The sequence below is a fragment of the Bacillus alkalisoli genome (assembly GCF_002797415.1).
Lineage (GTDB): Bacteria > Bacillota > Bacilli > Bacillales > Bacillaceae_I > Bacillus_CD > Bacillus_CD alkalisoli.
The window spans coordinates 1782099-1805424 of sequence record NZ_KZ454944.1 but is presented as its reverse complement, the minus strand read 5'-3'; the positions used below and the strand labels follow the sequence as shown (position 1 = coordinate 1805424).

Sequence of the window (23326 nt, the reverse complement as noted above, 5' to 3'; positions counted from 1 at the left end):
TGAATAAACCGTAGGTCAGGTCCTAAAAAGTATTATTATTTAACTGCCTTGCTTACTTTCAGTTTCTTTCCTTTGACCGTTAAATCTTGCATTGCTTGAATGACTAGTGAACCTTTTCCGTTCAGGATGTCGACATATGTCATGGAGTCTTGAATGGTAATGATTCCGATGTCATCGGAATTAATACCAGGAATGTTTGTGATTGTTCCAACAAAGTCAACTGGTCGGAGTTTCTTCTTTTTCCCACCACTAAAATGTAGTTTTGTTATATCTTTGTTGATTCGTGCTGTTTTATTATTTTTCACCACACGGCGACCACTAATTTTTTCATCAAATGCAGCTTGTCCTTTTGAAACTTCTTGAGCTTCAGGTGCTTCCATTGTAGGGATTTCAAAGCCGATATATCGCTCGATTGCTTTGACAAATTTATTTTCGTAAGGTGTTGCAAAAGTAATTGCTTTTCCTTTATTACCAGCACGGCCAGTTCTCCCGGTACGGTGAACATAGCTTTCTTTTTCCATTGGAACGTCGTAGTTTATAACAATCGTTACATTATCAATGTCAATTCCTCTAGCTGCTACATCTGTTGCAACAAGATAGCGGAAATTCCCCATTTTAAAACCATTCATAACAGCAAATCTGTCCTCTTGCTCCAGTCCACCATGCAGTTTTTCACAAGAGTAATTCGCTTTTTCTAATTCCATAAAAACAGTATCGACGTTTTCTTTTGTTTTACAGAAAATGATACAACTGTCTGGATTTTCGACAACGGTAATGTCTTTTAAAAGCGCAATTTTATCGGCCTCTTTCACTTCTATTAAACGATGATCGATTGTGTTTGTTGTGATTCCGGTAGAAGCAATTTCAATGTGAATAGGATTTCTCATGAACTTACTGCATAATTTTTCTACGTCACTTGGTAAAGTTGCTGAAAACAACATGGAAACTCTGTTTGATGGGATTTTAGAAATAATAGCTTCCACATCATCAATAAAGCCCATGTTTAGCATTTCGTCTGCTTCGTCTATGATTAAATATTTGATTTCGTCTAAGACTAGTGTTTCTCGTTCAATATGATCCATTACCCGACCAGGTGTACCTACTACTACATGTGTTTTTTGTTTTAATTCTTCTTTTTGTTTGGCGAACGGTTCTTTACCATACACCGCCATCGCTTTTATTCGTTTGAACCTACCAATGTTTGTTACGTCTTCCCGCACTTGAACGGCAAGCTCACGAGTTGGGGTAAGAATTAATGCTTGTGGTTTTCTTTCTTCCCAATCAATTAATTCACAAACCGGAATACTAAACGCAGCTGTCTTTCCACTTCCTGTTTGTGATTTTACAACTAGGTCGTTCTTTTCCAATGCTTTTGGGATTACTTCAGATTGGACCTCTGTTGGTGTTGTATATTTCAGCACATTAAGTGCTCTGCTAATTTCTTCACTTAATCCATACATTTCAAAACTTTTGTTCATCTACTTACCTCATTTATTATAATTTATCCGACTTCTACATCATACTTCAAAATCTGACTATGTTTATTATACTTCAAATAAGAGAAACAATGTGTAAGAACCGGATGAAATCAAAAAAAAGCATAGACCGCCAGATTGGCAGTTTATGCTTCTTGTAACATTTTTGCTTTTCTTTTAAGTGTTGCTGACCTTTTGCCTGTGAATCCAAGCGTTTTTGAAGTTGTTGCATGAATTTCTTCAATGAGTGCAGGCTCATGCATTAATGACAAGCCATATGAAGGAATCATCTCTTTTATCTTTGGTTCCCAAGAATGGATATATTCCGGGAAACATTTTTCCATTAATTCTAACATTACAGATACGGCTGTTGAAGCTCCTGGAGAAGCTCCAAGTAATGCTGCAATCGAGCCATCTTCAGCAGTAATTACTTCTGTTCCAAACTGAAGTGTTCCCCTGCCGCCAGCTTCTGTATCTTTTATTACTTGTACACGTTGTCCGGCTACAATTAAATCCCAATCTTCACTTTTGGCGTTCGGGATAAATTCGCGAAGTTCTTCCATACGCTGTTCTTTCGATAACATCACTTGCTGAATCAAGTACTTCGTTAATGGCATTTCTTTTGCACCAGCTGCTAACATTGTTATCACATTGTTCGGCTTAACGGAAGTGATTAAATCAAACATAGAACCAGTTTTTAAGAACTTTGGTGTAAATCCAGCAAAAGGTCCGAATAGTAATGATTTTTTATTATCGATAAAGCGTGTGTCAAGATGCGGAACAGACATCGGTGGAGCACCAACTTTTGCTTTTCCGTATACTTTTGCATGATGTTGAGCGATAATTTCTGGATTTTTACATTCCATAAAAATACCGCTAACTGGGAATCCTCCAATACCTTTTCCTTCAGGGATACCTGATTTTTGAAGTAAATGGATGCTTCCTCCCCCGCCTCCGATAAAGACGAATTTTGCCGTATGACGTTCAACTGTACCAGTAGCAAGGTTCTTTACTTTTAACTCCCACCTGCCGTCGCTAGTACGATTTATACCAGTTACGCTATGGTTGTAATTTAATTCAACATTTTTTTTGTTTAAGTGGTCAAACAACATACGCGTTAATGCGCCGAAGTTGACGTCTGTACCTGTATCAATTTTAGTAGCCGCAATAGGTTCTTTTTGTTTCCGATCTTGCATAATCAGCGGGACCCATTCCTCTAGCGTTTCTGGATTTTCGGTATATTCCATTCCAGCAAATAAAGGGTTACGTGAAAGCGCTTCAAATCGATTTCTCAAGAAAGAAACATTCAGCTCCCCTTGTACTAAACTCATATGAGGTAATTGTTTAATAAAATCTTGTGGATTTTTAATCAACTTGTTTTCAACAAGGTATGACCAAAATTGCATCGACACTTGAAATTGTTCATTTATTTTTATTGCTTTGCTAATATCAACCGTGCCGTCTGGCTTTACATTCGTGTAGTTCAGCTCACATAATGCAGCATGTCCAGTTCCTGCGTTGTTCCATTCATTAGAACTTTCCTCTCCTGCACGTTCAAGCTTTTCAAACACTTTTATGTTCCAGTCTGGTGCTAATTCTTTTAACATAGCCCCTAAAGTCGCACTCATGATACCAGCACCAATTAAGATAACGTCTGAATTTGTTTGTCTGCTACTCATTTCTACCTTCCTTATCCCCTAAGATGATTTACAAAAAGGATGTAGGCGTACCTACTATAACCCCTGTCGTCTGCCAAGCAGTACTTAGGCACACACCAATTTGAATTCATTTTAACCTATTCATAGTGTATCATTATTTTTAAAAAAATTAAAATACTTATTTATTAATATATCAGCCTTGCACGAAATCAACAGGCATTAGTATTAAATTATCTATATTTAGAATTATGGTGTAAACAGAAACAATCCACATGATATAATTATCTTGGAAAGTTATATATAAAGGAAGGTAAGAGAATTATGATTCAAAATGGAGATATTACGGAAAGATTAAACGGTTTAATTGGGAAAGAATTAACGGATGAACATTTACATGAAGCGCTTTTTTGTGAGAAAAAACATAAAAAACTACTTGTTCGTTTTCAATTAGGAAAGCAATCGTATGTAAAGTTTAGAACACGTTTTCTCGATCACCTTGAGATGACACCTCATGCTGAAATACATGTGTTAGGAAATCCAAATAAATTTAGTGTGAAAGTGGAGCGAAAAAACGATAAAGTCTTCATTATTTCTGAAGCAAGAGTTAATTATAATTATTTGTTATAACTTCATGTTAAAAGCTGTTGAAGCTAACTCAACAGCTTTTTTTATGAAAGCAAACCAACTCCCCCTTTTCATAATTTTAGAAATTTTTCTATTGTTAATTTTTCTCTTTTCAACTAAAATTTAATAGTTACTTTGGGGGTGCCTTTTATGATAAAACGTTTTTTTAGTTATTACAGGCCACATAAAAAGCTTTTTTACATTGATTTTGTGTGTGCGGTTTTTGTTGGTTTATTAGAGCTTGGTTTTCCTCTAGCAGTGTCCTGGTTTATTGACAGTCTACTTCCTGACGGAAATTGGAGTACGATACTTGCAGTTAGTGCTGGATTACTTACTCTTTATCTATTAAGCTCCAGTATGCAGTTTGTCGTCAACTATTGGGGACATAAGCTTGGGATTAATATTGAAACAGATATGAGAAGGGAATTATTTTATCACGTGCAGCGCCAAGGGTTTACCTTTTTTGATAATACAAAAACAGGCCACGTTATGAGTAGGGTTACGAACGACCTGATGGATATTGGCGAGCTTGCTCATCACGGACCTGAAGATTTGTTTATTGCTATTATGACCTTTATCGGTGCGTTTTGGATTATGCTAGTCATCAATACTAAACTTGCACTTGTTGCGATTATTATTGTTCCGTTTCTCGTATGGCTTATTTCTTACTCCAACATAAAAATGAATCAAGCATGGACGAAGATGTACGGAAATATTGCGGACGTGAATGCTAGAGTGGAAGATAGCGTTTCAGGCGCACGTGTTGTTCAATCTTTTACAAATGAAGAATATGAAAAGAAGCGCTTTGATGAAAACAATCTATTCTTCCGTGCTTCAAAATTAAAAGCTTATAAAGTGATGAGTGTGAATTTATCAGGAATTTACATCACGACTCGCCTCATGACTTTAGTTATATTAGTTTATGGAGCTTGGCTAAGCTTTTCGGGTGCATTGACTTACGGTGAATTAGTGGCGTTTATTCTATATATAAACGTGTTATTTAAGCCAATTGATAAAATTAGTGCATTACTAGAGTTATATCCAAAAGGAATGGCTGGTTTTAAGAGATTCACAGAGTTAATGGATCAACAACCAGATATTGAGAACCGTCCGGATGCTATAGAAGTTCCCGCATTAAATGGGAATATTGCATTTAATAATGTGAGCTTTGGCTATGATAAAAATAGAACTATCTTAAATGAGTTAAGTTTTTCTATTAAAGCTGGCCAGACTGTTGCATTTGTCGGACCTTCTGGAGCTGGAAAAACGACGATTTGCTCGTTAATCCCTCGTTTCTATGACGTGGAAGAAGGTTCTATTACAATAGATGGAATGGACATTCGAGATATGACAAAAGAATCTCTTCGTTCTAATATCGGAATTGTACAGCAAGATGTGTTTCTATTTACAGGTACTTTAAGAGAAAATATCGCTTATGGAAAGTTGGACGCAACACAAGAGGAAATGGAAGAGGCTTGTAGACGTGCCCACCTTACCGAATTGATTGCTTCCTTACCAGATGGGTATGATACTCAAATTGGTGAAAGAGGATTGAAGCTGTCTGGTGGACAAAAGCAGCGTTTGTCTATTGCTCGTATGTTCTTGAAAAATCCACGAATTCTCATTTTGGACGAAGCAACGTCTGCATTAGATACAGAAACAGAGTCTATTATTCAGGAAGCATTGACAGAACTTGCTAAAAATCGTACGACACTAGTTATTGCACATCGATTGGCAACGATACGTAATGCCGACAGAATTCTAGTAGTGAACGAGAATGGTATCGTAGAAGATGGAACTCATGCGGAATTGCTTGCCAACAAAAATGGAATTTTCACCAAGTTACACTCCCATCAGCACGCATCCATCTATTCATAGGTTGATGGTTTCTCAAAATAGTGTTTGTCCCCGCACGAATAAAAGCATTGAATTGCATAGCAATTTAATGCTTTTTTCTTTGTTTACTGAGCGACAGATTGATAGTTCATAAGTACTTAGGGGTACTAAAATCCCTTCTTCTCCCTCTACATCCGCCTAATATTATTTCTTTTTTGCTAATTTTTCATGGTCAGTTGCCATTGGTGGTTGTTCCATCCATTCATTATCGATAAGAAGGTTCATACCATCTTCTGCCAATATTCCTATTTCAGCAATCATTTTAGCGTAGTGTGCCGATAAATCCAATCGTTGACACATAGACATCGCTTCTCCATAATACCCAATAGCTGAAGAAAGTAAGCTGGCAACTAAGTACAACATCAGTTTATCGGAAAAAGGAGCAATAGTAGAATCCGTAACTTCTGTATCGTAAGTACTCGGAATATGTAGATTGTCCTCTTTTAACATGGATGCTAGAACTTCAAAATGTTTATTACATAAATGCCTAGCTCTTTCCATATATTTGCGAACTTCTTTCGAATGAGCCACTTGACTAAAACCTAATTCTAAAACCGATTTTGACATTGTTTTTTTCATGTTAAGAAAAGCACCACTAACTTCTAATGCAGAGATTGGTCTACGTTTTCCAAACCAACCAGTTAAAAATTTTTGTTTACTTATAAATTCAACTGATTGATGGTTGTTAAAAGTTGGCGGTTTAGAAATAATTCCTTTATTTAAAAGGGTTTCAGTTGCCATATCATGCAGTTCCATTGTTTCGGAAATTACTTTCATAAAATATTTTCTTTGATCTGCTCTTACTGTGGAAGCTAAAGCACCGGCATATCTTGTTAATCCATGTATCGCCATAACGTGAATATACACAATTAAAAAAGTATCAGTAAATAATGCTGGAGCATCTACTTTAACATCCTCATCTGTAAAGCCCTTGGGGATTGGAAATTTTTCATTTGTTAAAATACTTTCTACTTTTTCAAGATGACTCTCCGATAACTTAAGCGCAAACCTCAAGACAGCCGCTATATCTTTATCCTGAACATTGTGAATAAAATAGCGAAGCATGCATCGGGACAAACTATCGTTTATGTATTGTGACCATAGATTTGCCAGTTCTGTGGAAGTAATTCTAGTACTATGGGTGAATTTATCCATCTTAAACCTCCCGTGAATTTTTGGGACAGTTCCATTGATCCATTTGAGCCAACATCCTGTTCCAAAATTTACCTTGTTTTGAAAAATCCTCTTTTAAAATATAGACTTTTTTATGATAGCCAACCAAATTATTTTCTATGTAAAGTTCTTCTAATTTCTAATGCATAAATTTTTTGAGTTTCTTTATACATATAAAGTTACGAAGACTAAGAATTTCCTATTGTATAATAATTTATTTGGAGTTTACTTAAGACCTAGGCACGTTTGGGTTAAATTCCCTATCCCCTAAGTTCATTTGTATATTTTTATAATTTCTGTATAATCTAACATTATTAAATTTATGGGGTGGTTTTTTTATGTTTGCAGACTATAAAGGAAAATTATTAATGGTTATTTGGATGGGAGTTGGAAGTGCCATTTTATCTAGTATATTTAGTTCCGTTATTATTGCATATGTTTTGAAGATTCATAAAAGAATTAATGAGCTTCCATACATAAAAAACTAGAACTCCATACAAGTTAAAAATTAGTAGTATAGGAAATGAAAAGTTAGAAAAACATTCTGAATTCGTATCCCAAACAAGTTGATGATAGCACGAGGTGCGAGACTCCTGCGGGAGAAGTGCGTCAAGGGAGACCCCGCAGGCAAGAAAGCGCTGAGGAGTAGTTTTTTTCACGACAGTGAAAATAACCTTCCTTTTGACCACCCGCGGAAAGCGAGTTCCTCTTGCTATCATCAACATATAATACCGTTTCTATTTCTTTTCAGGGTAGCATCTATATTTTTAGTATGAAATGAAGGGAAGTTAGTATTTTGTCCGAGAAACTAACCTCTAATAAGAAGTGTAATGTATCATCGGATGAAGCGGTTACAAAAGAGTTATTACTTCTTCATTTGAAAGATATACATGACTTAGTTCAAAAGGAAATTTTTGTTGAAGATGAAACAATCACTCTATTTTATTTATCTACATTAGTTGATGTGATGAGAATTGATGACCTTCTAATTGATCCTTTGAACAAAGCCACTTTACTTAATGAAGTGCATATTACGTTAAATAAGTATAGATCGTTTTCTTCCGAAACAATCCAGGAACTATTACATGATATTGCAAGTGGTTCCACAGTTGTGTTTGCTGAAACAACTCAACAGATTTGGGTAGTCCCTACATTTAGTGTGACAGAACGTTCGATAACAGCTCCAGAAAATGAAACGACTATTTTAGGGCCTCAAGATGCTTTTATAGAATCGATTGAAACGAATATATCTCTTTTAAGAAGAAGAATTAGATCCACTCAACTTAAGTCAAAAACCATCTTCCTCGGAACGGAAACGAATAATTCCGTCACAATCATGTATATGGCAAATATTGCGAACGATGAAAATGTAGCAAGGGTAATGGAAAGACTGAACAACATAGAATATCAAGGTTTTATTGGTATGCCTGTCTTAAAGCAATTATTAGAGGACAAGCCTTTCTCTCCTTTTCCACAATTCGGCATAACAGTAAGAACAGATAACGCAATGAACGAATTGTTAAATGGGAAAATACTGGTGATGTTAAACGGGAGTCCTGAGGCGGCTATTTTACCGGCTACTTTTTTAGAAATGTTTATTTCTCCGGAAGATTCTTATAATCGATGGACAACTGCAACGTTGTTACGAACAATAAGAGTAGCTGGATTCTTTCTCTCTATCTTATTAACTTCCACTTATGTTTCCGTTTTAACTTTTCATCCATCTATGCTACCGCCTCAATTACTGACTATAATAGCAGATTCTCGAGCAAAAGTTCCTTTTCCACCCATTTTGGAAGTTTTAATTATTGAGTTGGTCATTGAAATTTTACGGGAAGCCGGTTCTAGAATGCCTACAAAAATCGGACAAACAATTGGTATCGTAGGTGGTATTGTCATTGGAACAGCTGCTGTAGAAGCCGGTTTAGCAAGTAATATTTTAATTGTATTAGTTGCAACATCTGCATTACTATCCTTTATTCCGCCTAACTTCTTAATGAGTAATGCGATTCGAGTTATTCGTTATTTATTTATCATTACAGCTGGATTATTCGGGATGTTTGGACAATTGGTAACTCTTGCCTGGCTTATGAATCATCTGCTAAGTTTAACTTCACTTGGTTCATCCTATTTTTCCCCGGTAATACCAAGAAAATGGTCGGATTTATTAAATAGTATCATACGCGTACCTGTAAATTACATTATTAAAAGACCTGGTATTTCGAGAGCAAAGAAAGACTTGATTAGACCATTAGATGAGGAGTAAGGGTTATGAACAAGGAGCGAATTGAGAAGCTCGATCAATATCATGTAATATTTTTAGTCCAAAATATCATGATTGGTATTGGTTTGCTTTCGTTGCCAAATGAGGTTAGTGTTTTAGGGTACAACTCTTGGCTTGTTCCAATTATCCTTGGAATTATCGCTAATATTCTTTTAGTGCCCATCATTATATTATGTAGTAAATTTCCACAAGATCATTTTTTGAAAATTGTGGAAAAAGTATGGGGGAAATGGTTAGGAAAACTTATTCAACTTATTATTTTACTCTACGGCGTAATCCAAGTGGCCACCGTTAGTCATACCTATTTGCGACTAGTACAATCCGTGATTCTACCTCATTTCACGTTATTTGTTACTTCTATTCTCTTGTTTATCTCACTCATCCTTATTGCTCAAGGTGGGATAGTAGGTATAGCTAGGTTTTGTATATTTTCCTTCTTTGCAACAATATGGATGGTCTTTTTCCTAAAGTGGGCATTCCAGACAGGTGATTTTGTACATCTTATTCCTACCTTTGAGGTTAGTTGGGCCGATTGGGGCCTAGGCATTCATCAAGGTTTCCAATCTTATTTCGGTTTTGGCCTCATTGCATTTTTTTATCCAAATATTATCAATAAACGAAAAGCATTACTTCATGCTTCCATTGGAATATGGATTACGGTCGCTACATATACGGTAATCGTAATAGCTAGTGTTGTATATTTCTCAAAATGGCAATTAAATAATCTACTTTTTCCTATTTTGAACTTGTTTCAGGCAGTAAAATTAGCATTTGTTGAGCGCATTGAAGTTTTTGGAACTTCACTATGGGTATTTCTAGTATTGTCTACTGCAGCGGCATATTTATGGGTAGCAAAGAAGTCGCTAGATTCCTTCATCTCTAATCATAAAAATAGAACTTGGCACTTATACGTTGTTGCGTTTGCTTCTTGGTTTTTGATGAATGGGCCCATTCCATTTCCGATGCAACTTCTTCTATTTGCCGAATGGAGCGTATTTTACGGCTATATTTTACTCTTACTACCGATTTTATTACTTATTACTTACTATCTAAGAAGTATGATGAAGAAAAGGAGCGGAAATCAGTGAGAAAATTTAAAATTCTAGCTGTTGTAGTTCTCATTTTTCCTCTTCTTTTTGGTTGTAATGACCCTTCTGTAGAATATCCTGTGATAGAAGATTTAGGGATGGTAGGAATTATGGGGTTTGATTATGTGGATGAAAAACATGCCAAAGTTACGGTTACTCTTTCTCCATCTAGAGAAGAAGAGTCTTCTCAAATGGGGACAGCAATCGTGGAAGTACCACATCAAGCAGTTTTAGAAGTTTCCACTCAATCGGATAAGCTTTTATCCCTAGCACAATTACGAGTGATTTTGTTTAGTGAAGAATACGCTACTAAAATAGGCATATTTGAAATGTTGGAACATCTTTATCGCGACCCTTTGGTAGGGTCTAACGTTTTAATTGCTGTTGTTAAAGGTTCGGTTGAAGATATACTCTCTCAACCTTACAATAATAATCCCGAAATAAATATATATTTCAATGAACTACTTACTCCTAGAACCATTGTTACCTTTAATCCATTCTCTACTGTTCATTCATTTATAAATAAATATACAGATCAAATTTCTGATCCTATTACCCCCTATCTAGAATTAATGGAGGACAGCGTAAAAATTACAAAAGTAGCACTATTCAAAGGAGATAAATTAATTAGAGCCATTACCCCTGAAGAAGCAAAACTGATTGAAGGACTAAAAAAAAGAAAGAAAATACCAGATATGAGTGTTAATTATCAGGATGATAAAATAGCAGTCCTACGGTTTGTAAATACTGACTTTAAGCTTGTAACTAATAGTGATTTAGAAAACTTAACCATACACTTAAACTTAAATGTAAAAGGAAGTCTTGTGGACTATGAGGGTACTATGAAATTCGATAAAGTTCAACATCAAATAGAAATTGAACAAAAAATAAATGAAGAGTTAAATAATAATCTAGAAACAGTAATCCAACTATTTCAAGAACTAGAAATTGACCCACTTAGTTTAGGAAAAAAAGTATACATTAAAAATGCGAAAAATTGGTCTAAAGAAGAATGGAATAAGGCTTTTAAAAATGCGAATGTAGTCGTTGATGTTCAAACTACTATAGTTTCACCAGGGACTATCCGGTGATGAGGTTGTTTGTTATTAGTTGAATTTTGTGTGTCGAAGCTAATTATCAGGTAGGGTTGCGTTTATATTATAATTATTTTCAATTTTCAAATGGAATCTTGACTAAATTTGCTGCGGGATAGGTTTTATGGAGTAGGTGTAGCATACATTGGTCCACGTTTAACAAATAAATACATTGTAAAAAAAAAGTGCCCGCTCCCCAAGTTAAATTCATTAACACTATGGGGCGGGCATTTAGTTACTTAAACTCAGAACTCAAAAGCTCCATGTCTCTTATAATTCCTTCAAGATTCATCGGTTTCTCTACATTCGCCATAGTATAGATGGCACGTATCATATTTTCCTTATCTAGCAGATACATATTAACAGAATGGGCAATTACCTTTCCGTCTTGGATTTGGTATTGCATTTGGAATGCACTTGCTATTTTCCTCGTTTCTTCTTCGCTCCCCCTTAACCACTTCCACCCAGAAGGATTGGATTGAAAGATTTCCGCATAGTTTTGGATTACTTCCTCTGTATCATTAGTAGGATCTAATGTAATCGACACGAGTTCCACTTTATTTCCTAACAAATCATTTTCCTCTAACCGAACTTGTAACTGGGCTAAGTCAACCATCGTAGTTGGACAAATATCGGGACAATAGGTAAAGTAAAAAGCTACTAACTTTACTTTCTCATTATCAAACTTGTATATTTGTTCAGAAACAACTTCTTCTACTACAAACGGCTCCACATGCTTTAAACTTGGCAAAATTTCTTCATTCGGCCAAAGCCAACCAACTAGAAAAAAACCAACACCACTTAGGAGTAAAAGAATCCATTTTCCAATCTTATTCATGTTATGCACCCGTTTTCGTTACCTTCTTAAACGTCGCAACCATTTCTTTTTGTCTCGATGAACACGTAATATTCCCCACATCCCTTGTTCGATATCCCAGCGAATATTACCAGAGCGGTACATATAATCTCCAGGTAATCGCAAATACCCACCAGCACCATAGTGTATTTTTAAATTTGTAGCATACCCTGCCACTATTTCACCCTCAAATGATTTCGTTTGTGCCGTAAGATCTTTGTCATCTGTTTTCCAGTAGTGTCCATGAATATGGAATGTGTGTGCTCTTCTACGCTCTGATGGATTTACTAGCCTCACAATCATTGGATCTCCCGGATATGCTTCAAATAACGGAGTAGAAGGATCACCATGAACTTTTGAGCTGAATAAGTCCTTTAAAGAAGGAACTGCGTTTAATCGGTTTATTAGCCTTTCTGTTCGGTAGTTAAAGCCTCTTGATCCGTTATCATACGTATCTAATAAATCATCCAATTCATCAGGGTCCACACCACCTAACACACCATCGACAGGATCAAATATTAACTTTCCTTTTTTATCTAACAACCGTGCTCCGTCATACATCATTAGTACAAATTCCCTCATATCAGGTAAAAATGGATTCCTTAGTATAACGTTACTTCCTGTTCTTACTTCGGTTTCATCTTTTGGGTGTAGATAAGCGGTTCCTTTCGGTTCTGCGATAAATGTTCCAAACGTTCCTAATGATCGGTGGTTACGAATATCTGCCATGTCCCACATTCCACATGCTCCAACTTGTAAATCAACATACCACTTATACGTTATAGTCTCTCCAATTCCCACGGTTTGATCTGGGTTAAAGCCTACCGTTTCTCCAGCAGATGTTTTTACATCGTAATCTATTAATTGTGCATGTAAAGAAATTCGCAAAGATGGAGGATAAAAAGCTTGCTCTTTTACAGGTGGATACTTCCAAACTCCGTCTGGGTATGGAAATCGTCCTTTTTCTAATTTATTGGTTAACTTTATTACAACAACATCGCCTTGGTTTGCTCGAATTACTAATGGTTCTATAGGTTTTTTTCCTTTTTTAATTGATTCTACGTCTTCCGCTAACGAAAAAACTATACCAAACGGATCATGTTCTCCCCACTTGCTGTACGGAATTTTGACATGAAATGCTACAATATCAAACTTTTTAATAGGTGCATTAACTGGCCCAGGTGATGGTACTTCTTTTACAGGGGCTGGCGGTAAGCACGTGGGCTCTGGTAATGGAACTGTTCTCTTAGAAGGTGGTGCGCGATCTGGTAGCGGTATGAGACAATCTACTTCCTCATTATGTGCCCTGATTAGCCCCCATAATCCGTTCCATAAATCTTCTTCTGTTTCAAAAGTCCATAAATAGTCGCCGTGTCGAGACGCGTACGTTTCAATAGTGAATGATTCGGATATTCCGATATGCTGTTGCGCTTTAAAACTTGTTTCTTGGTCAGGCCTCTCTGCTTTCCACCGTAATCCATGTATGTTAAAGCTATGAGATTCTTCCTGTGCGCCTTGTAGAAGCCTAATTCTTAATGAGTCCCCTTCATAACATTGCAAAATTGGTGTAATAGGGTCCCCCTTAACAAAAGAACTAAATGAATATGCTGGATCACACTCTTCCCCTAACCGGAATTGTAAAGGTTCATTTTTATAATTAACCGCAAAAACCCCCGGATCATCTTGTGAGTTCGGATATGGCGGCGGTGCAATTGGACATCCATCTTTATCAAAAAGAATGGTGAAATCTTGAACCATCAGCGCTAAGTCACGATAATCGGGAATGAAAGGATGTGTAACCGTTACCTGTGCTCCACTTTTCACTTCTTCTCCAGTCGAGGAGTCCATTACTTCGCTAAATCGTGCATGTACCACGCCAGAACCAAATACACCATGTTGTTGGTGAATTCCTGGAAATAAATGATCATGAAAGAACCATGCTTTTAATTCAACATCTGCAAAATATTCGTAACGAATTGTTTCACCTGGAAGAACACTAGAATTATAGTTCCAGCCTACGTTAGCTCCATCTGAAACGAGTACATCAAATTTTACAAAATGAACGTGAACAGCTGCTTCATACGTTCTACTTACTAATTGGAATGCATTACCTCCAAGTAACTCAGGAGTACGATTTGTAAAGTTGATTCGAATACATGTACCAGCCGTCATATGAATGATTAGCGGTTCTGGTTCTTTTCGCCCGTGTAATACGTCGTCTACATGTTCATCTAATACGTAAATTCTTCCTTCTGGATCATTCCAGCCTGCCTTATTGTACACAATTGTTAATTGGATAAGTGAAATGTTAAATTCTTTTACTACTGGATTTTCAACGATTACACACGGGTCAGTAAATACAGCTCCTGGACGTGCGTTTGGTACTGCAGCATTTTTTTCTAATTCAGTCATCCCTCTTCCACCGACAATGGAAAGTGGTGGCCTTGGGGCTTTACACCCAACTTTTCCTGGGATGAAGTTTGGAAATCCTGGTCTTTCTTTTGTAGGTTTAGGAGGGCAAGGTCGGTCTGGTAAAGGTTGTAACGGATCTATCTTTACACCGTTTGGGTAGCATTGACTTCCATCCTGTAACGTGTCAAATATTCTGTTCATCCCCCACATACCTACAGCAAAATGTGGATATAGATGACAATGAATAACTGCATCACCGATTGATCCTGATAAAGAACCTAGGCCGTAATGTGGTTCCACTGTATACCATGTTTGCGGGCTAATTGCCTGCGCGTCAATAATTTCTGATTCTGTATTGGAAGGGTCTTTATACCATTGATGAACATGATAGTGAAAGACATGTGTTTCTTTTACTCCACAATGAACAAGTCGTATTTTTGCAGGATCACCCCGATATCCTTTAAGGATCGGAGTGGCCGGATCACCGAAAACCCACGAATCGTGATGCACTTCCTCTCCATCACAATCTGGACATACTACCCCTTCTTCTATTAGCATTACTCTGTTTTGCAAAGGTTCGTAACGGTAATTTATAGCATGAACTGAATCGCGATCTTGGTTTGTCGCAGGATCTAATGGCGAGTTACCTGTGATGTCTTTCCCTGGCATTTCATCGTGAAAAATCCATGTATACTCTCGAAAAGAAGGTAAGAATGGATGGTGTACATCTGCATCTACACCACATGTCAATTCACATCCTGTTTTTGGATCTGTCCACCACGAACCTCGTTTTTCTGCGATTAAACAGCCGAACAAACCATTTATATTAGATCCTTTTTCGTTAGAAGAAGGGTTACCTAAATCCGAAAAAATGCAAATCCCTTCATGACCTACATGAAACTTGTACATGATCTTCTTTCCAGGTTCTGCCAAACTACTTGGATTATAACCAACAAGCGCTCCATCTGAATCTAGAACATTATAATCTAGTTCCTGAAAATGCATACCTGTTGCGTAATGAATTTGATTTTCAAAAAGAACTTCTACTTCGTCTCCCACATTTGCTCTTAAACATAAAGGTTGAACTAAATCTACTGGGGTGAATGGTTTCTTTTTCACTAACTCTTTTACTTTTTTTTCATTTTCTTTTAGCACATACATCATACCGTCCCGATTATAGTCACCAAAATTATTCAGTACGATATTAATCGGAATTGCTACAACATGAAAATGACGTTTCATATACATCCCCCTCCCACTCTAGAATTTGTCTCTAAGTTCTGGTATTGGAGGCATTCCTTTTTGTTGAATATAAAACAGTTCGATATTATGAATATGAATATACCAATCTCTGTTTTCTAGTTCTGATATAGAGGTTACCGATACGTTCACGACAGCATAATCTTCAATAACATCTGTTAGTTTTCCAATAAAAACAAATGGAAAGGATGGAGTGATAACGATTATTTTTTTACCAATTCCTTTAATGAATTGTTCTACAAGCGCTTGGTCATGTATCGGGTTAATGGAAGTTTCCGCTAGTTTTTGTAAGTGCATAGGATTACTCATAAAACGTAACAAGCCCCCTTTTTAGGTGAGTCAGTATCATAATGTGACGAAAAACGAACCCTAATGATGAATTGATTTATGTTAATGGAAAACGTGTATCGCAGTCGAATTCAGGTGAAAATTGAGCTATTTTTTCGAGAGGAATCGTTAGTGGTGTAGGGAATTGGAATTGTGGCGCATTTATTATTTTTATATTGATAGGAAAGAGCGTGACACTTCCTAAATTCACTTCAACAATCGTTCCGCAAAAGATAGGTCTGAATGTTTGACCAAACAAGTTCAGTTGGTCTGATTCTGTTACGATAAGTATTTCTTCCCCTTTTAAAAAGGTAAGTTGCCTAACTAAATCATCTTGTGCCGGGTTTGATGGATTTTGATTCGGCTCATTATTTGACATGGAACCCCTCCTTTATTTTTTGCACCGAAAACCTTAGCAGTGTTAATAAACGAACTGTTTCAACGAGCTTTATGTTTTTTAAATGTACCGTTGTACTTCCCATGAAAAATGAAAGCTTTACTGTTTTTTCATCAATATGCTCTAATTTCCCAACATGCTTTTTTGTATCGCTTTCATAAATCGTTACCCACGTTTGACTCCAACTTTCTAGGTTTGTTCTTAATGATTCTTCAAAAAACTGCTGTTTTAAAGCATCTCTCCTTCTAACTGTGTCTCCGAATTGGTGAATTAGTTTTTCTCGCAAGTTGTTGTCATATAAGTAATGTTGGTGTGCGTTGGAGTAGGTGGGAACTCCGTAAACAATGTTTGTTGATTGGATCACATAATATGGAATCCATATGCGGTTTTTCAAATTCGTTAATATAAAAAAATCTCTGCCAACTGTATCTATTTTCCCTTCTTTACGAATTGATTCTTTCCCTAATTTAAAATAAACCTCTACTTGTTGGTTTCTTTTACTTTTTAAAAACTTTTTTAAGTTGAGGATCCTTCCCCTTTCTTCATTTATCCTAGTTAACTGTTGAATGTTCGTATGTTCAATATATTCCATTAATAAACGTGCTCTTTCTTTTGAGTGTATGGATGTTGGAGAAGTTAGACCTTTCCCTGTTTTTTCATTTAATTCATTCTCGTAATCTTCTACTTTCTCTTCCTTTTGAATCTTTTCATTTAACGCTCGAATATAATCGTTTAAATAGATAACAGATTTAGATTGTTCTTTCTTTTCCATTGCATCACTTCCTTTAACTTTGGCTCTGTTAAGACCACAGTTGATTTCCGCGCAAGTCTCCGCTTTCCGCGGGCGTGGCTGGAGCCTCCTCGGTTTCGCCTGCGGGTCTCCAGTCCCCCGCTACTCCCGCAGGAGTCTACGACTAGCGCGGAAATCAACTGCTGGATAGGTATCAAAAATCAATACAAACCTTAACAGCGCCTACACTTTGAGTGAATAGAACATGACACCAAAAGTGGTCACACTAATACAAAGTCCAAATGTACTTATCACCAGCAAATTTTGCTCGACGGTTGTTGCATAGTTAATTGGTAAACTGCAAATGGAAGGATCTAAAATGACGGCTGCTAGTGAGGCACCCATCATTGCACCTATCACACCATGTGAGAATCCTGCAATCAGTGAATGAAATTTAGACATGGAACCAAAAATGGTTCCAATTGACGCTCCAAGTAGTACAACTATACCCCATAACGTTGGTGTGTTTTTTAAACTAATCATAAAAAGGAGCAATGAAAGTTGTAAACTCCACACACTACTAAACGTGATGGACATAATCATACTAAATCGATTCGTAAATAATTTTCTTTTTTTATAAAACATCCGGATACTAATCACTAGTAATGTAAGTTGAACGAAGAAAAACAAAACGAGCGTCATATATCTTTACCTCGCCTCTATGTGTGCTTTGTAGATAGAAACGCCAGTAAAATGGTCGTCACAAAAACACCTTCTAATAATAATAAAAAGAGAAAACTATCATTTACAGATGCTCCAATCATAGGAGCCATAATTCCCGTCATTAGACCTGCAGTATAGCCTGTTATCATCGTCTGATAATCAAACAATAACCCGAATAATGCCCCAACCACTAATCCAATTAAAGTAGAAGCGATGGTTACGAAGATAAAATGAAGAGGAAACTGGAAAATTAGAATGACTCCGAATACGAGCGCAACAAAGCTACTTATAAGCATAGATAGACTCATACCTAGCTGAAACCCTATTCGTTTTCTCACTTTAAGTAAGTACACATATAATAATCCCGTTAATAATACATTTCCATAAAGGATATAACCTAGATTCAACATAGCCTAACCTCTCCTCACTATAAAGGATTATGATGAAGAGAGGTTGGCCTATACTTATTTACAAAAGTTTCTATAAGCAAGTTGTAACATTCCTCCTTTTGCCCAACAACAAATGGTAATTCACCCATACATTATCAATAAGGAAAGAAAGAGGGTGATTAATATCTCTTATTATAAAACTTTGTTTAAACGGTTTTATCCTAATAATACAGAAGCTTGTAATGATGAAATGGAAGATATCCGGCTAACTACGTTTTGTTGTCCAGAATCTGTACCTGCTACTAAAACGGACGAAGATTTTTGTATTCCTTGCGATTGTCCTGAATCTATTCCACAACCAAAATTCCCTTCCCCCACTAGTTCCTTATCACGGAGGGAATTGGAGGAATTAGAAGCTTGTATCGAAGAGGCAAATGAATTACTTTTAGCTATTGCATTGGGAGATGACGTGACAGATCGAGCACTACAACTAAGTTTGCGCCCTTTGCGTGAAGAACGAGTTTCTGTTACGGCTTGCTGCCACGAAAATAACAATAAAGTAAACGGCATACTACGAGATGCGGGGCTAGATTTTATCATTTTAGAGGAAAAAGAAAGCTTAAGTATTATTCCAATGGAGAGAATCGTTTCGATAGAAAAAGAGGAATGTGAGCAGCCTCTTCACGAACCTAAGCTGCTGACCATTGACCCTTGTTTGAGAAGAGAATTGACGTTTCATTTTAGTGAAGTGGTTTCGAGAAGTCCATATTTACTAAATATATTTATTGGCATTAGTCTTCCGTTATTGATGGAGAGCTTTGTTTGTTGTTATGCTTATGTTCAAAAGGAGAATTCTGCTTTAGAAGTGTATGGTCGAATTGTAGAAGTAAATGATCGATCCATTATTCTGGAAGAATTCGGTGAAAAATTTGCAGTTGATTTTGATGAGATATGTATTTTAAACATTGTTTGTACTAAAAACTAACGTTTAACTAAAGAAAGGTAGTTCACAGATTGGTGTAAACTACCTTTCTTTTTTTAATCACAATCTATCTCTAGTCTAACTTTACATCCTAATACTCTTAGCAAATCATAACTTATCGTATCCGTTAAACCGGAAAGCCTAAGTTGTAGCCTATCATCACAAAAAGGAATGACAAAATCTTTTATCTTACTTTTTTTCAATTGTTTTTGTGCACAGCGACAATTGTGATAATGGTGTCTGCATTTGTTACATTGCGATTTAGGACTATTATGGCAGGAACAACTGTCTGAACTCTTTCTGTAGTTGGAGCAACTACAATCTGCAACATTATTAAAACAATCGTTCACACAATTTTCATCGAACTTTTTAAAGTCTTTTATTTTTGAAACTAGTACTCTTTGAACATTTGTGTTACTCAATTGAATATCTACATATCCAACACCAACATGACACACTATTCCAGTAATGTTGTGCTTTTCATCTTTATAATTATTGTCACATTTTATTCTATATTCATGTTGCATCTTCCATCTATCTTCCATATTCCCCCTCCTTTGTTTTACAATATGAAGGTTTTTGTTATGGAGTTCTAGAAATAGGCTATGTAGTTTTGAATATTGTATATTATTGAGTTAGATACAGATTGTTGTGTAGGACCTTAACTAGTAGATATGGAAAAGGAGGACGGAACATGAAAAAGCATGCAGTTTTAGTATTTATCTCCAGTGTTTTAATGTCCTTGTTCGTATTTAGCAGGTCCGATATGCAACCGATGCATGCTTGGAACAGGGCGTTTGCGGATGTTTCACTTTTATATTTGGCGGTGATTATCCTCTTAGGTCCACTTTCAAGAATATTTACATCTATAAGGAAACTGATACCTTGGAGAAGGACCGTTGGTATTTGGGCTGCATTAACTGCAATTGCACATGTTCTTATCATTTTTAATGGTTGGATCGAATGGAAGTTTGAGAGGTTGTTTTTTATATTCACGCCGGTTGGAGGAGATTGGATCATCCACCCTGGTTTTGCACTAGCTAATTTGATAGGTATTATTGGATTAGTTTATTTTCTATTATTACTTGCTACTTCTAACAATAAGAGCAAGATATTATTAGGCAAAAAAGCTTGGAAATATGTTCAAAGTAAAGCTACGACATTGTATTTATTAGTGGTCCTGCATACTGTTTATTTTTTATTTCTACATTTTACAGATCATTCTAACTGGTTACGAATTCCTTTTATTATCTTAGTATCATTCATTTTACTTTTTCAGATAGTTGGCTTTATTTTTTTTGTTAAAAGAGACAAAAGAAAATAAGAGATGTACACCGCCTCTTATTTTCTATACTTACTATTCGATTTTAATAACTTATTATTGTAGGTGTTCTTGAACGAGTTAAGTCCTAATCCTATTGCTAGTTATGCGCCTGTATTTTTTTGTAAATTCATATAATGTTGTTGGTAGGCTTTGTATTCGTACATTTTACCGGTTTCGCGATAGATTTTTGCCAACCACTGTACTGGTTTTGGATCTCTTTCCTTCAGTTCCATGTCCCAACTAAAACACTCTATGGCTTGATCTATTTGTTTTAATTGATAATACATTTCTCCTAGTAATAGTTGATTATCTGGATCATTTTTTAATTTATACATTTTGTTTAATTTATTTATTATCGGTAATTTTCCCTTTAATGGCTGGAAAGGTTCTATGAATTTCATCACAAAGGAAAGGTCATGTTTCTTAAGCAAAACTACAACAAATTTTAAAATATATTGTTCTAACTTTTCAGAATTTGATTTAAATAGAGTCAAAATTAACTTTGCAAAATCTTCAAAAGGTATAGAGCTATGTTCCAAATCCAGATCATCTAACAGAGTTACTAACTGATTTAATTGTGAATCTTTTATACTTGTTGGATAATTCCTTAATAGTTGTAACGATTTTTCTAAATGTTGAAGATGAAGATACATATTCAATAGATCCATCTTTATTACATCAAAATTCGGTACTTCTTTCATCATATCTTCAAGAATAACCATAACTTCCTCTAGTTCATACCGGTTTTTCAATTTACTAAAAAGAATCTTATATTGGTCTACTGTAGGTTGTTTCTTCACTTGTTCGATGGATAAAGCTATTACATCACACCATCTATTTTCAGATTCGTATAGAGAGATGAGTTGGAGAAAACTTTCTATGCTGCTATCTTTTTCAGCATACCATTGTGTCTCTGCACATATTACATCTTTTCTTAAAAGTTCTTTTGATGGATTTTCATATTGGGATTTATATTTGTAGTATTCTCTCTTACTAGAGAACTCCTTTATCCAGGTGTCTTTGTGCGATAATGATAAAAGCAACCGAATAATTTGGTAGCATGCGAACAAATTTCCATCACGAGCATATTTGTAATAATTGGATTGAATAAGTTTCAGTAAAGGTTTATGAGGAATAAACGACTCGAAAAAAGTTGCAATTAGCGCAATTTCGATTGGGGAATTTTTGGAATCAAGTTGTTTAAAGAGCTCTTTAAACGTATGGCTATGTAATCTTCTGTTTTCTGGTAGTATCTCATTTATTATTGGGTGAGGAGAATAAAAGGTTATTCCTTTTGTAAGAGCCTTGTGGATATGGGAGTTTAGTCGAACTTTCGAAGTCTTTTTTGTGGTAAGGTAATTATTTTTATAATAAAATATATAGTACACTTCATCGTTTAAACTGTTAGCTTCAATTATTGTACTTTGTAAGTAAATGGTCATTTTGGTTGGTTGTAACGTGATTGGTTGCTTTCCACCTGTTAATATAATTGGTGTATGAGTCAATTTTATCGCCTCCATTATTAAAATCACCTTGGATACTTGCCTTACATTATCATGTACTACTCACTTGTGAAAATGGAATAAACTTGGGTTGTGTTTAAAAATCCCCTATTTGGTATATTATTCATACTACCAGTTTATTACCATAGATGAAGTGTTACCCACATTATATCATAAATCAATCGAGGGGATGGCGTTGGTTATAACCCTCCCCCGTTTCGAATACAGACTCACCACTTAATTCCCGTACTTAGCATTCCATTGTAATAACCATTTCTGATAATCTCCTTGTACTTCTTCTGCTGATAATCCTTCTAAAGAGGATACACTTCCCATTACGTCATTGTCTTCAGAAATTGGATATGACCACCCTCCGAATACTTCTCCATCCAACATATATACAGAAACTTTTGTTTTTCCCATGTTAAATATTTCGTCTAATGGGTGATTTTTTATCGTGAAGTAGTATGTATCTAGCTTTTTGTTTAAAAAGTTTGTAGGATCCACGTTCTGAACGGACCAAAAATCTTGATTTGGTTTTATAGATAATCTATTTTCTTTAAATTCTTCCCACCCTTCTTTATCGAATGAGAGTACTTCATATCCCATGTCTTCTAAGTGCTTTTTTGCTTGTATTGTTTGTTCATTTAAATCTTCTTCCTTAAGTAAAGTTTCTTCAGGTTGACTGTTACAACTAGTAAGTAAAAGAATAAATGAGAAGAAAACGAAAACAGACAGAAATCGTTTTATCAAGAAAATTCCCCCTTTATTTAATATTAGACGAATGCTATTTAGAATAGTTTCATTCTAGTTTTGAAGCTATTATGTTCATTATTGTTTTCAAATCTAGTTACAACTGTTATAATATTAGTATACACATATGCATATAATAAAAAAGACCGCTGGTGCGTCAACACCAAACGGTCCATACAATAGCAGGTTCCCTTCAAGGGAGTCAGCAATTTGGAGTATAGTCCACCCTATTTTGCTTCCAGGCTCAAGGGTGGGTTATTTTTTGTCTCTATAAGATACGATAGACAACACTAAACTAGCAAACGCTATCATAAGCATTAGTGTTTGAAACGTTGTCATCATAAGCATCACCCCCTTTCACACCGGGGAAATGCTGACC

23 protein-coding genes are annotated in these 23326 nt (G+C 35.8%); 8 read left to right on the top strand and 15 right to left on the bottom strand.

Annotation, left to right across the window (positions count from 1 at the left end):
* Positions 1 to 35 precede the first annotated feature (35 nt).
* Positions 36 to 1478 carry a DEAD/DEAH box helicase gene (locus CDZ89_RS08810; protein ID WP_096153931.1) on the bottom strand — a complete coding sequence of 481 codons (1443 nt, stop codon included), beginning with the start codon at positions 1476 to 1478 and terminating at the stop codon, positions 36 to 38.
* A 143-nt stretch (positions 1479 to 1621) separates the two neighbouring features.
* Complete coding sequence (locus CDZ89_RS08805) at positions 1622 to 3154, bottom strand: malate:quinone oxidoreductase (RefSeq protein ID WP_100333547.1); 1533 nt, start codon at positions 3152 to 3154, stop codon at positions 1622 to 1624.
* Between the two features lie 300 nt (positions 3155 to 3454).
* Here CDZ89_RS08805 and CDZ89_RS08800 point away from each other — a divergent pair, with 300 nt between their 5' ends.
* On the top strand, positions 3455 to 3760 hold the full coding sequence (locus CDZ89_RS08800; protein WP_096153927.1) for a hypothetical protein: 306 nt from the start codon (positions 3455 to 3457) through the stop codon (positions 3758 to 3760).
* A gap of 147 nt (positions 3761 to 3907) precedes the next feature.
* On the top strand, positions 3908 to 5635 hold the full coding sequence (locus CDZ89_RS08795; protein ID WP_100333546.1) for an ABC transporter ATP-binding protein: 1728 nt from the start codon (positions 3908 to 3910) through the stop codon (positions 5633 to 5635).
* Positions 5636 to 5797: 162 nt separating this feature from the next.
* Here the strand turns inward: CDZ89_RS08795 and CDZ89_RS08790 are convergent, their stop codons facing one another.
* Positions 5798 to 6808 (bottom strand): DUF3231 family protein, encoded by a 1011-nt coding sequence (locus CDZ89_RS08790; RefSeq protein WP_100333545.1) that lies wholly within the window; start codon positions 6806 to 6808, stop codon positions 5798 to 5800.
* Positions 6809 to 7164: 356 nt separating this feature from the next.
* On the opposite strand from CDZ89_RS08790, the gene CDZ89_RS19620 reads away from it, so the two are divergent.
* From CDZ89_RS19620 to CDZ89_RS08775, 4 genes are all read left to right on the top strand, one after another.
* The gene (locus tag CDZ89_RS19620; protein WP_157842705.1) at positions 7165 to 7314 is read left to right on the top strand and encodes a hypothetical protein; all 150 of its coding nucleotides are present in this window, start codon (positions 7165 to 7167) and stop codon (positions 7312 to 7314) included.
* A 308-nt stretch (positions 7315 to 7622) separates the two neighbouring features.
* Positions 7623 to 9092 (top strand): spore germination protein, encoded by a 1470-nt coding sequence (locus tag CDZ89_RS08785; protein ID WP_198508236.1) that lies wholly within the window; start codon positions 7623 to 7625, stop codon positions 9090 to 9092.
* A 5-nt stretch (positions 9093 to 9097) separates the two neighbouring features.
* Positions 9098 to 10198: a GerAB/ArcD/ProY family transporter gene (locus CDZ89_RS08780; protein ID WP_100333544.1), complete on the top strand. Its 1101-nt coding sequence runs from the start codon at positions 9098 to 9100 to the stop codon at positions 10196 to 10198.
* The gene (locus CDZ89_RS08775) at positions 10195 to 11289 is read left to right on the top strand and encodes a Ger(x)C family spore germination protein (protein WP_157842704.1); all 1095 of its coding nucleotides are present in this window, start codon (positions 10195 to 10197) and stop codon (positions 11287 to 11289) included. Before CDZ89_RS08780 ends, CDZ89_RS08775 begins: the two co-directional genes overlap by 4 nt.
* 238 nt (positions 11290 to 11527) lie before the next feature.
* Here CDZ89_RS08775 and CDZ89_RS08770 read toward each other — a convergent pair whose 3' ends face one another.
* The 8 genes from CDZ89_RS08770 to CDZ89_RS20125 form a co-directional block, all read right to left on the bottom strand.
* Positions 11528 to 12130, bottom strand: coding sequence for an SCO family protein (locus CDZ89_RS08770; RefSeq protein WP_100333542.1), 603 nt, complete (start codon positions 12128 to 12130; stop codon positions 11528 to 11530).
* Positions 12131 to 12148: 18 nt separating this feature from the next.
* Positions 12149 to 15802, bottom strand: a complete 3654-nt coding sequence (locus CDZ89_RS08765) for a cupredoxin domain-containing protein (protein ID WP_100333541.1) — start codon at positions 15800 to 15802, stop codon at positions 12149 to 12151.
* 18 nt (positions 15803 to 15820) lie between these two features.
* The gene (locus CDZ89_RS08760; protein ID WP_227521473.1) at positions 15821 to 16129 is read right to left on the bottom strand and encodes a hypothetical protein; all 309 of its coding nucleotides are present in this window, start codon (positions 16127 to 16129) and stop codon (positions 15821 to 15823) included.
* A gap of 76 nt (positions 16130 to 16205) precedes the next feature.
* Entirely contained in the window at positions 16206 to 16526 is a 321-nt protein-coding gene (locus CDZ89_RS08755) for a hypothetical protein (protein ID WP_096153916.1), read from the bottom strand.
* Positions 16516 to 17316 carry a hypothetical protein gene (locus CDZ89_RS08750; RefSeq protein ID WP_096153914.1) on the bottom strand — a complete coding sequence of 267 codons (801 nt, stop codon included), beginning with the start codon at positions 17314 to 17316 and terminating at the stop codon, positions 16516 to 16518. Before CDZ89_RS08750 ends, CDZ89_RS08755 begins: the two co-directional genes overlap by 11 nt.
* A 201-nt stretch (positions 17317 to 17517) precedes the next feature.
* Complete coding sequence (locus CDZ89_RS08740; protein WP_100333540.1) at positions 17518 to 17976, bottom strand: hypothetical protein; 459 nt, start codon at positions 17974 to 17976, stop codon at positions 17518 to 17520.
* A gap of 17 nt (positions 17977 to 17993) precedes the next feature.
* Positions 17994 to 18407 (bottom strand): hypothetical protein, encoded by a 414-nt coding sequence (locus CDZ89_RS08735; protein WP_096153910.1) that lies wholly within the window; start codon positions 18405 to 18407, stop codon positions 17994 to 17996.
* A 195-nt stretch (positions 18408 to 18602) separates the two neighbouring features.
* On the bottom strand, positions 18603 to 18764 hold the full coding sequence (locus CDZ89_RS20125) for a hypothetical protein (RefSeq protein WP_227521472.1): 162 nt from the start codon (positions 18762 to 18764) through the stop codon (positions 18603 to 18605).
* Between the two features lie 22 nt (positions 18765 to 18786).
* Here CDZ89_RS20125 and CDZ89_RS08730 point away from each other — a divergent pair, with 22 nt between their 5' ends.
* Complete coding sequence (locus tag CDZ89_RS08730; protein WP_227521471.1) at positions 18787 to 19371, top strand: hypothetical protein; 585 nt, start codon at positions 18787 to 18789, stop codon at positions 19369 to 19371.
* 53 nt (positions 19372 to 19424) lie between these two features.
* Here CDZ89_RS08730 and CDZ89_RS08725 read toward each other — a convergent pair whose 3' ends face one another.
* Positions 19425 to 19913, bottom strand: a complete 489-nt coding sequence (locus CDZ89_RS08725) for a hypothetical protein (RefSeq protein WP_100333538.1) — start codon at positions 19911 to 19913, stop codon at positions 19425 to 19427.
* A 149-nt stretch (positions 19914 to 20062) separates the two neighbouring features.
* Here CDZ89_RS08725 and CDZ89_RS08720 point away from each other — a divergent pair, with 149 nt between their 5' ends.
* A complete protein-coding gene (locus CDZ89_RS08720) occupies positions 20063 to 20692 on the top strand; it encodes a ferric reductase-like transmembrane domain-containing protein (protein WP_100333537.1) in 630 nt (209 codons plus the stop codon).
* 101 nt (positions 20693 to 20793) lie between these two features.
* Here CDZ89_RS08720 and CDZ89_RS08715 read toward each other — a convergent pair whose 3' ends face one another.
* The 3 genes from CDZ89_RS08715 to CDZ89_RS20120 all read right to left on the bottom strand — a co-directional run bounded on the left by CDZ89_RS08715 (position 20794) and on the right by CDZ89_RS20120 (position 23286).
* Positions 20794 to 22212: a tetratricopeptide repeat protein gene (locus CDZ89_RS08715; RefSeq protein WP_100333536.1), complete on the bottom strand. Its 1419-nt coding sequence runs from the start codon at positions 22210 to 22212 to the stop codon at positions 20794 to 20796.
* A 219-nt stretch (positions 22213 to 22431) separates the two neighbouring features.
* Positions 22432 to 22947, bottom strand: a complete 516-nt coding sequence (locus tag CDZ89_RS08710) for a hypothetical protein (RefSeq protein WP_096153902.1) — start codon at positions 22945 to 22947, stop codon at positions 22432 to 22434.
* Positions 22948 to 23202: 255 nt separating this feature from the next.
* Positions 23203 to 23286, bottom strand: coding sequence for a putative holin-like toxin (locus CDZ89_RS20120; protein WP_227521578.1), 84 nt, complete (start codon positions 23284 to 23286; stop codon positions 23203 to 23205).
* Between the last annotated feature and the right edge of the window lie 40 nt (positions 23287 to 23326).

Bases quoted from the DNA above. Each gene is read 5' to 3' on its own strand.
- CDZ89_RS08810 (WP_096153931.1), bottom strand. From the start codon at position 1,478: ATGAACAAAAGTTTTGAAATGTATGGATTAAGTGAAGAAATTAGCAGA.
- CDZ89_RS08805 (WP_100333547.1), bottom strand. From the start codon at position 3,154: ATGAGTAGCAGACAAACAAATTCAGACGTTATCTTAATTGGTGCTGGT.
- CDZ89_RS08800 (WP_096153927.1), top strand. From the start codon at position 3,455: ATGATTCAAAATGGAGATATTACGGAAAGATTAAACGGTTTAATTGGG.
- CDZ89_RS08795 (WP_100333546.1), top strand. From the start codon at position 3,908: ATGATAAAACGTTTTTTTAGTTATTACAGGCCACATAAAAAGCTTTTT.
- CDZ89_RS08790 (WP_100333545.1), bottom strand. From the start codon at position 6,808: ATGGATAAATTCACCCATAGTACTAGAATTACTTCCACAGAACTGGCA.
- CDZ89_RS19620 (WP_157842705.1), top strand. From the start codon at position 7,165: ATGTTTGCAGACTATAAAGGAAAATTATTAATGGTTATTTGGATGGGA.
- CDZ89_RS08780 (WP_100333544.1), top strand. From the start codon at position 9,098: ATGAACAAGGAGCGAATTGAGAAGCTCGATCAATATCATGTAATATTT.
- CDZ89_RS08770 (WP_100333542.1), bottom strand. From the start codon at position 12,130: ATGAATAAGATTGGAAAATGGATTCTTTTACTCCTAAGTGGTGTTGGT.
- CDZ89_RS08765 (WP_100333541.1), bottom strand. From the start codon at position 15,802: ATGAAACGTCATTTTCATGTTGTAGCAATTCCGATTAATATCGTACTG.
- CDZ89_RS08760 (WP_227521473.1), bottom strand. From the start codon at position 16,129: ATGAGTAATCCTATGCACTTACAAAAACTAGCGGAAACTTCCATTAAC.
- CDZ89_RS08755 (WP_096153916.1), bottom strand. From the start codon at position 16,526: ATGTCAAATAATGAGCCGAATCAAAATCCATCAAACCCGGCACAAGAT.
- CDZ89_RS08750 (WP_096153914.1), bottom strand. From the start codon at position 17,316: ATGGAAAAGAAAGAACAATCTAAATCTGTTATCTATTTAAACGATTAT.
- CDZ89_RS08740 (WP_100333540.1), bottom strand. From the start codon at position 17,976: ATGACGCTCGTTTTGTTTTTCTTCGTTCAACTTACATTACTAGTGATT.
- CDZ89_RS08735 (WP_096153910.1), bottom strand. From the start codon at position 18,407: ATGTTGAATCTAGGTTATATCCTTTATGGAAATGTATTATTAACGGGA.
- CDZ89_RS08725 (WP_100333538.1), bottom strand. From the start codon at position 19,913: ATGGAAGATAGATGGAAGATGCAACATGAATATAGAATAAAATGTGAC.
- CDZ89_RS08720 (WP_100333537.1), top strand. From the start codon at position 20,063: ATGAAAAAGCATGCAGTTTTAGTATTTATCTCCAGTGTTTTAATGTCC.
- CDZ89_RS08715 (WP_100333536.1), bottom strand. From the start codon at position 22,212: ATGGAGGCGATAAAATTGACTCATACACCAATTATATTAACAGGTGGA.
- CDZ89_RS20120 (WP_227521578.1), bottom strand. From the start codon at position 23,286: ATGACAACGTTTCAAACACTAATGCTTATGATAGCGTTTGCTAGTTTA.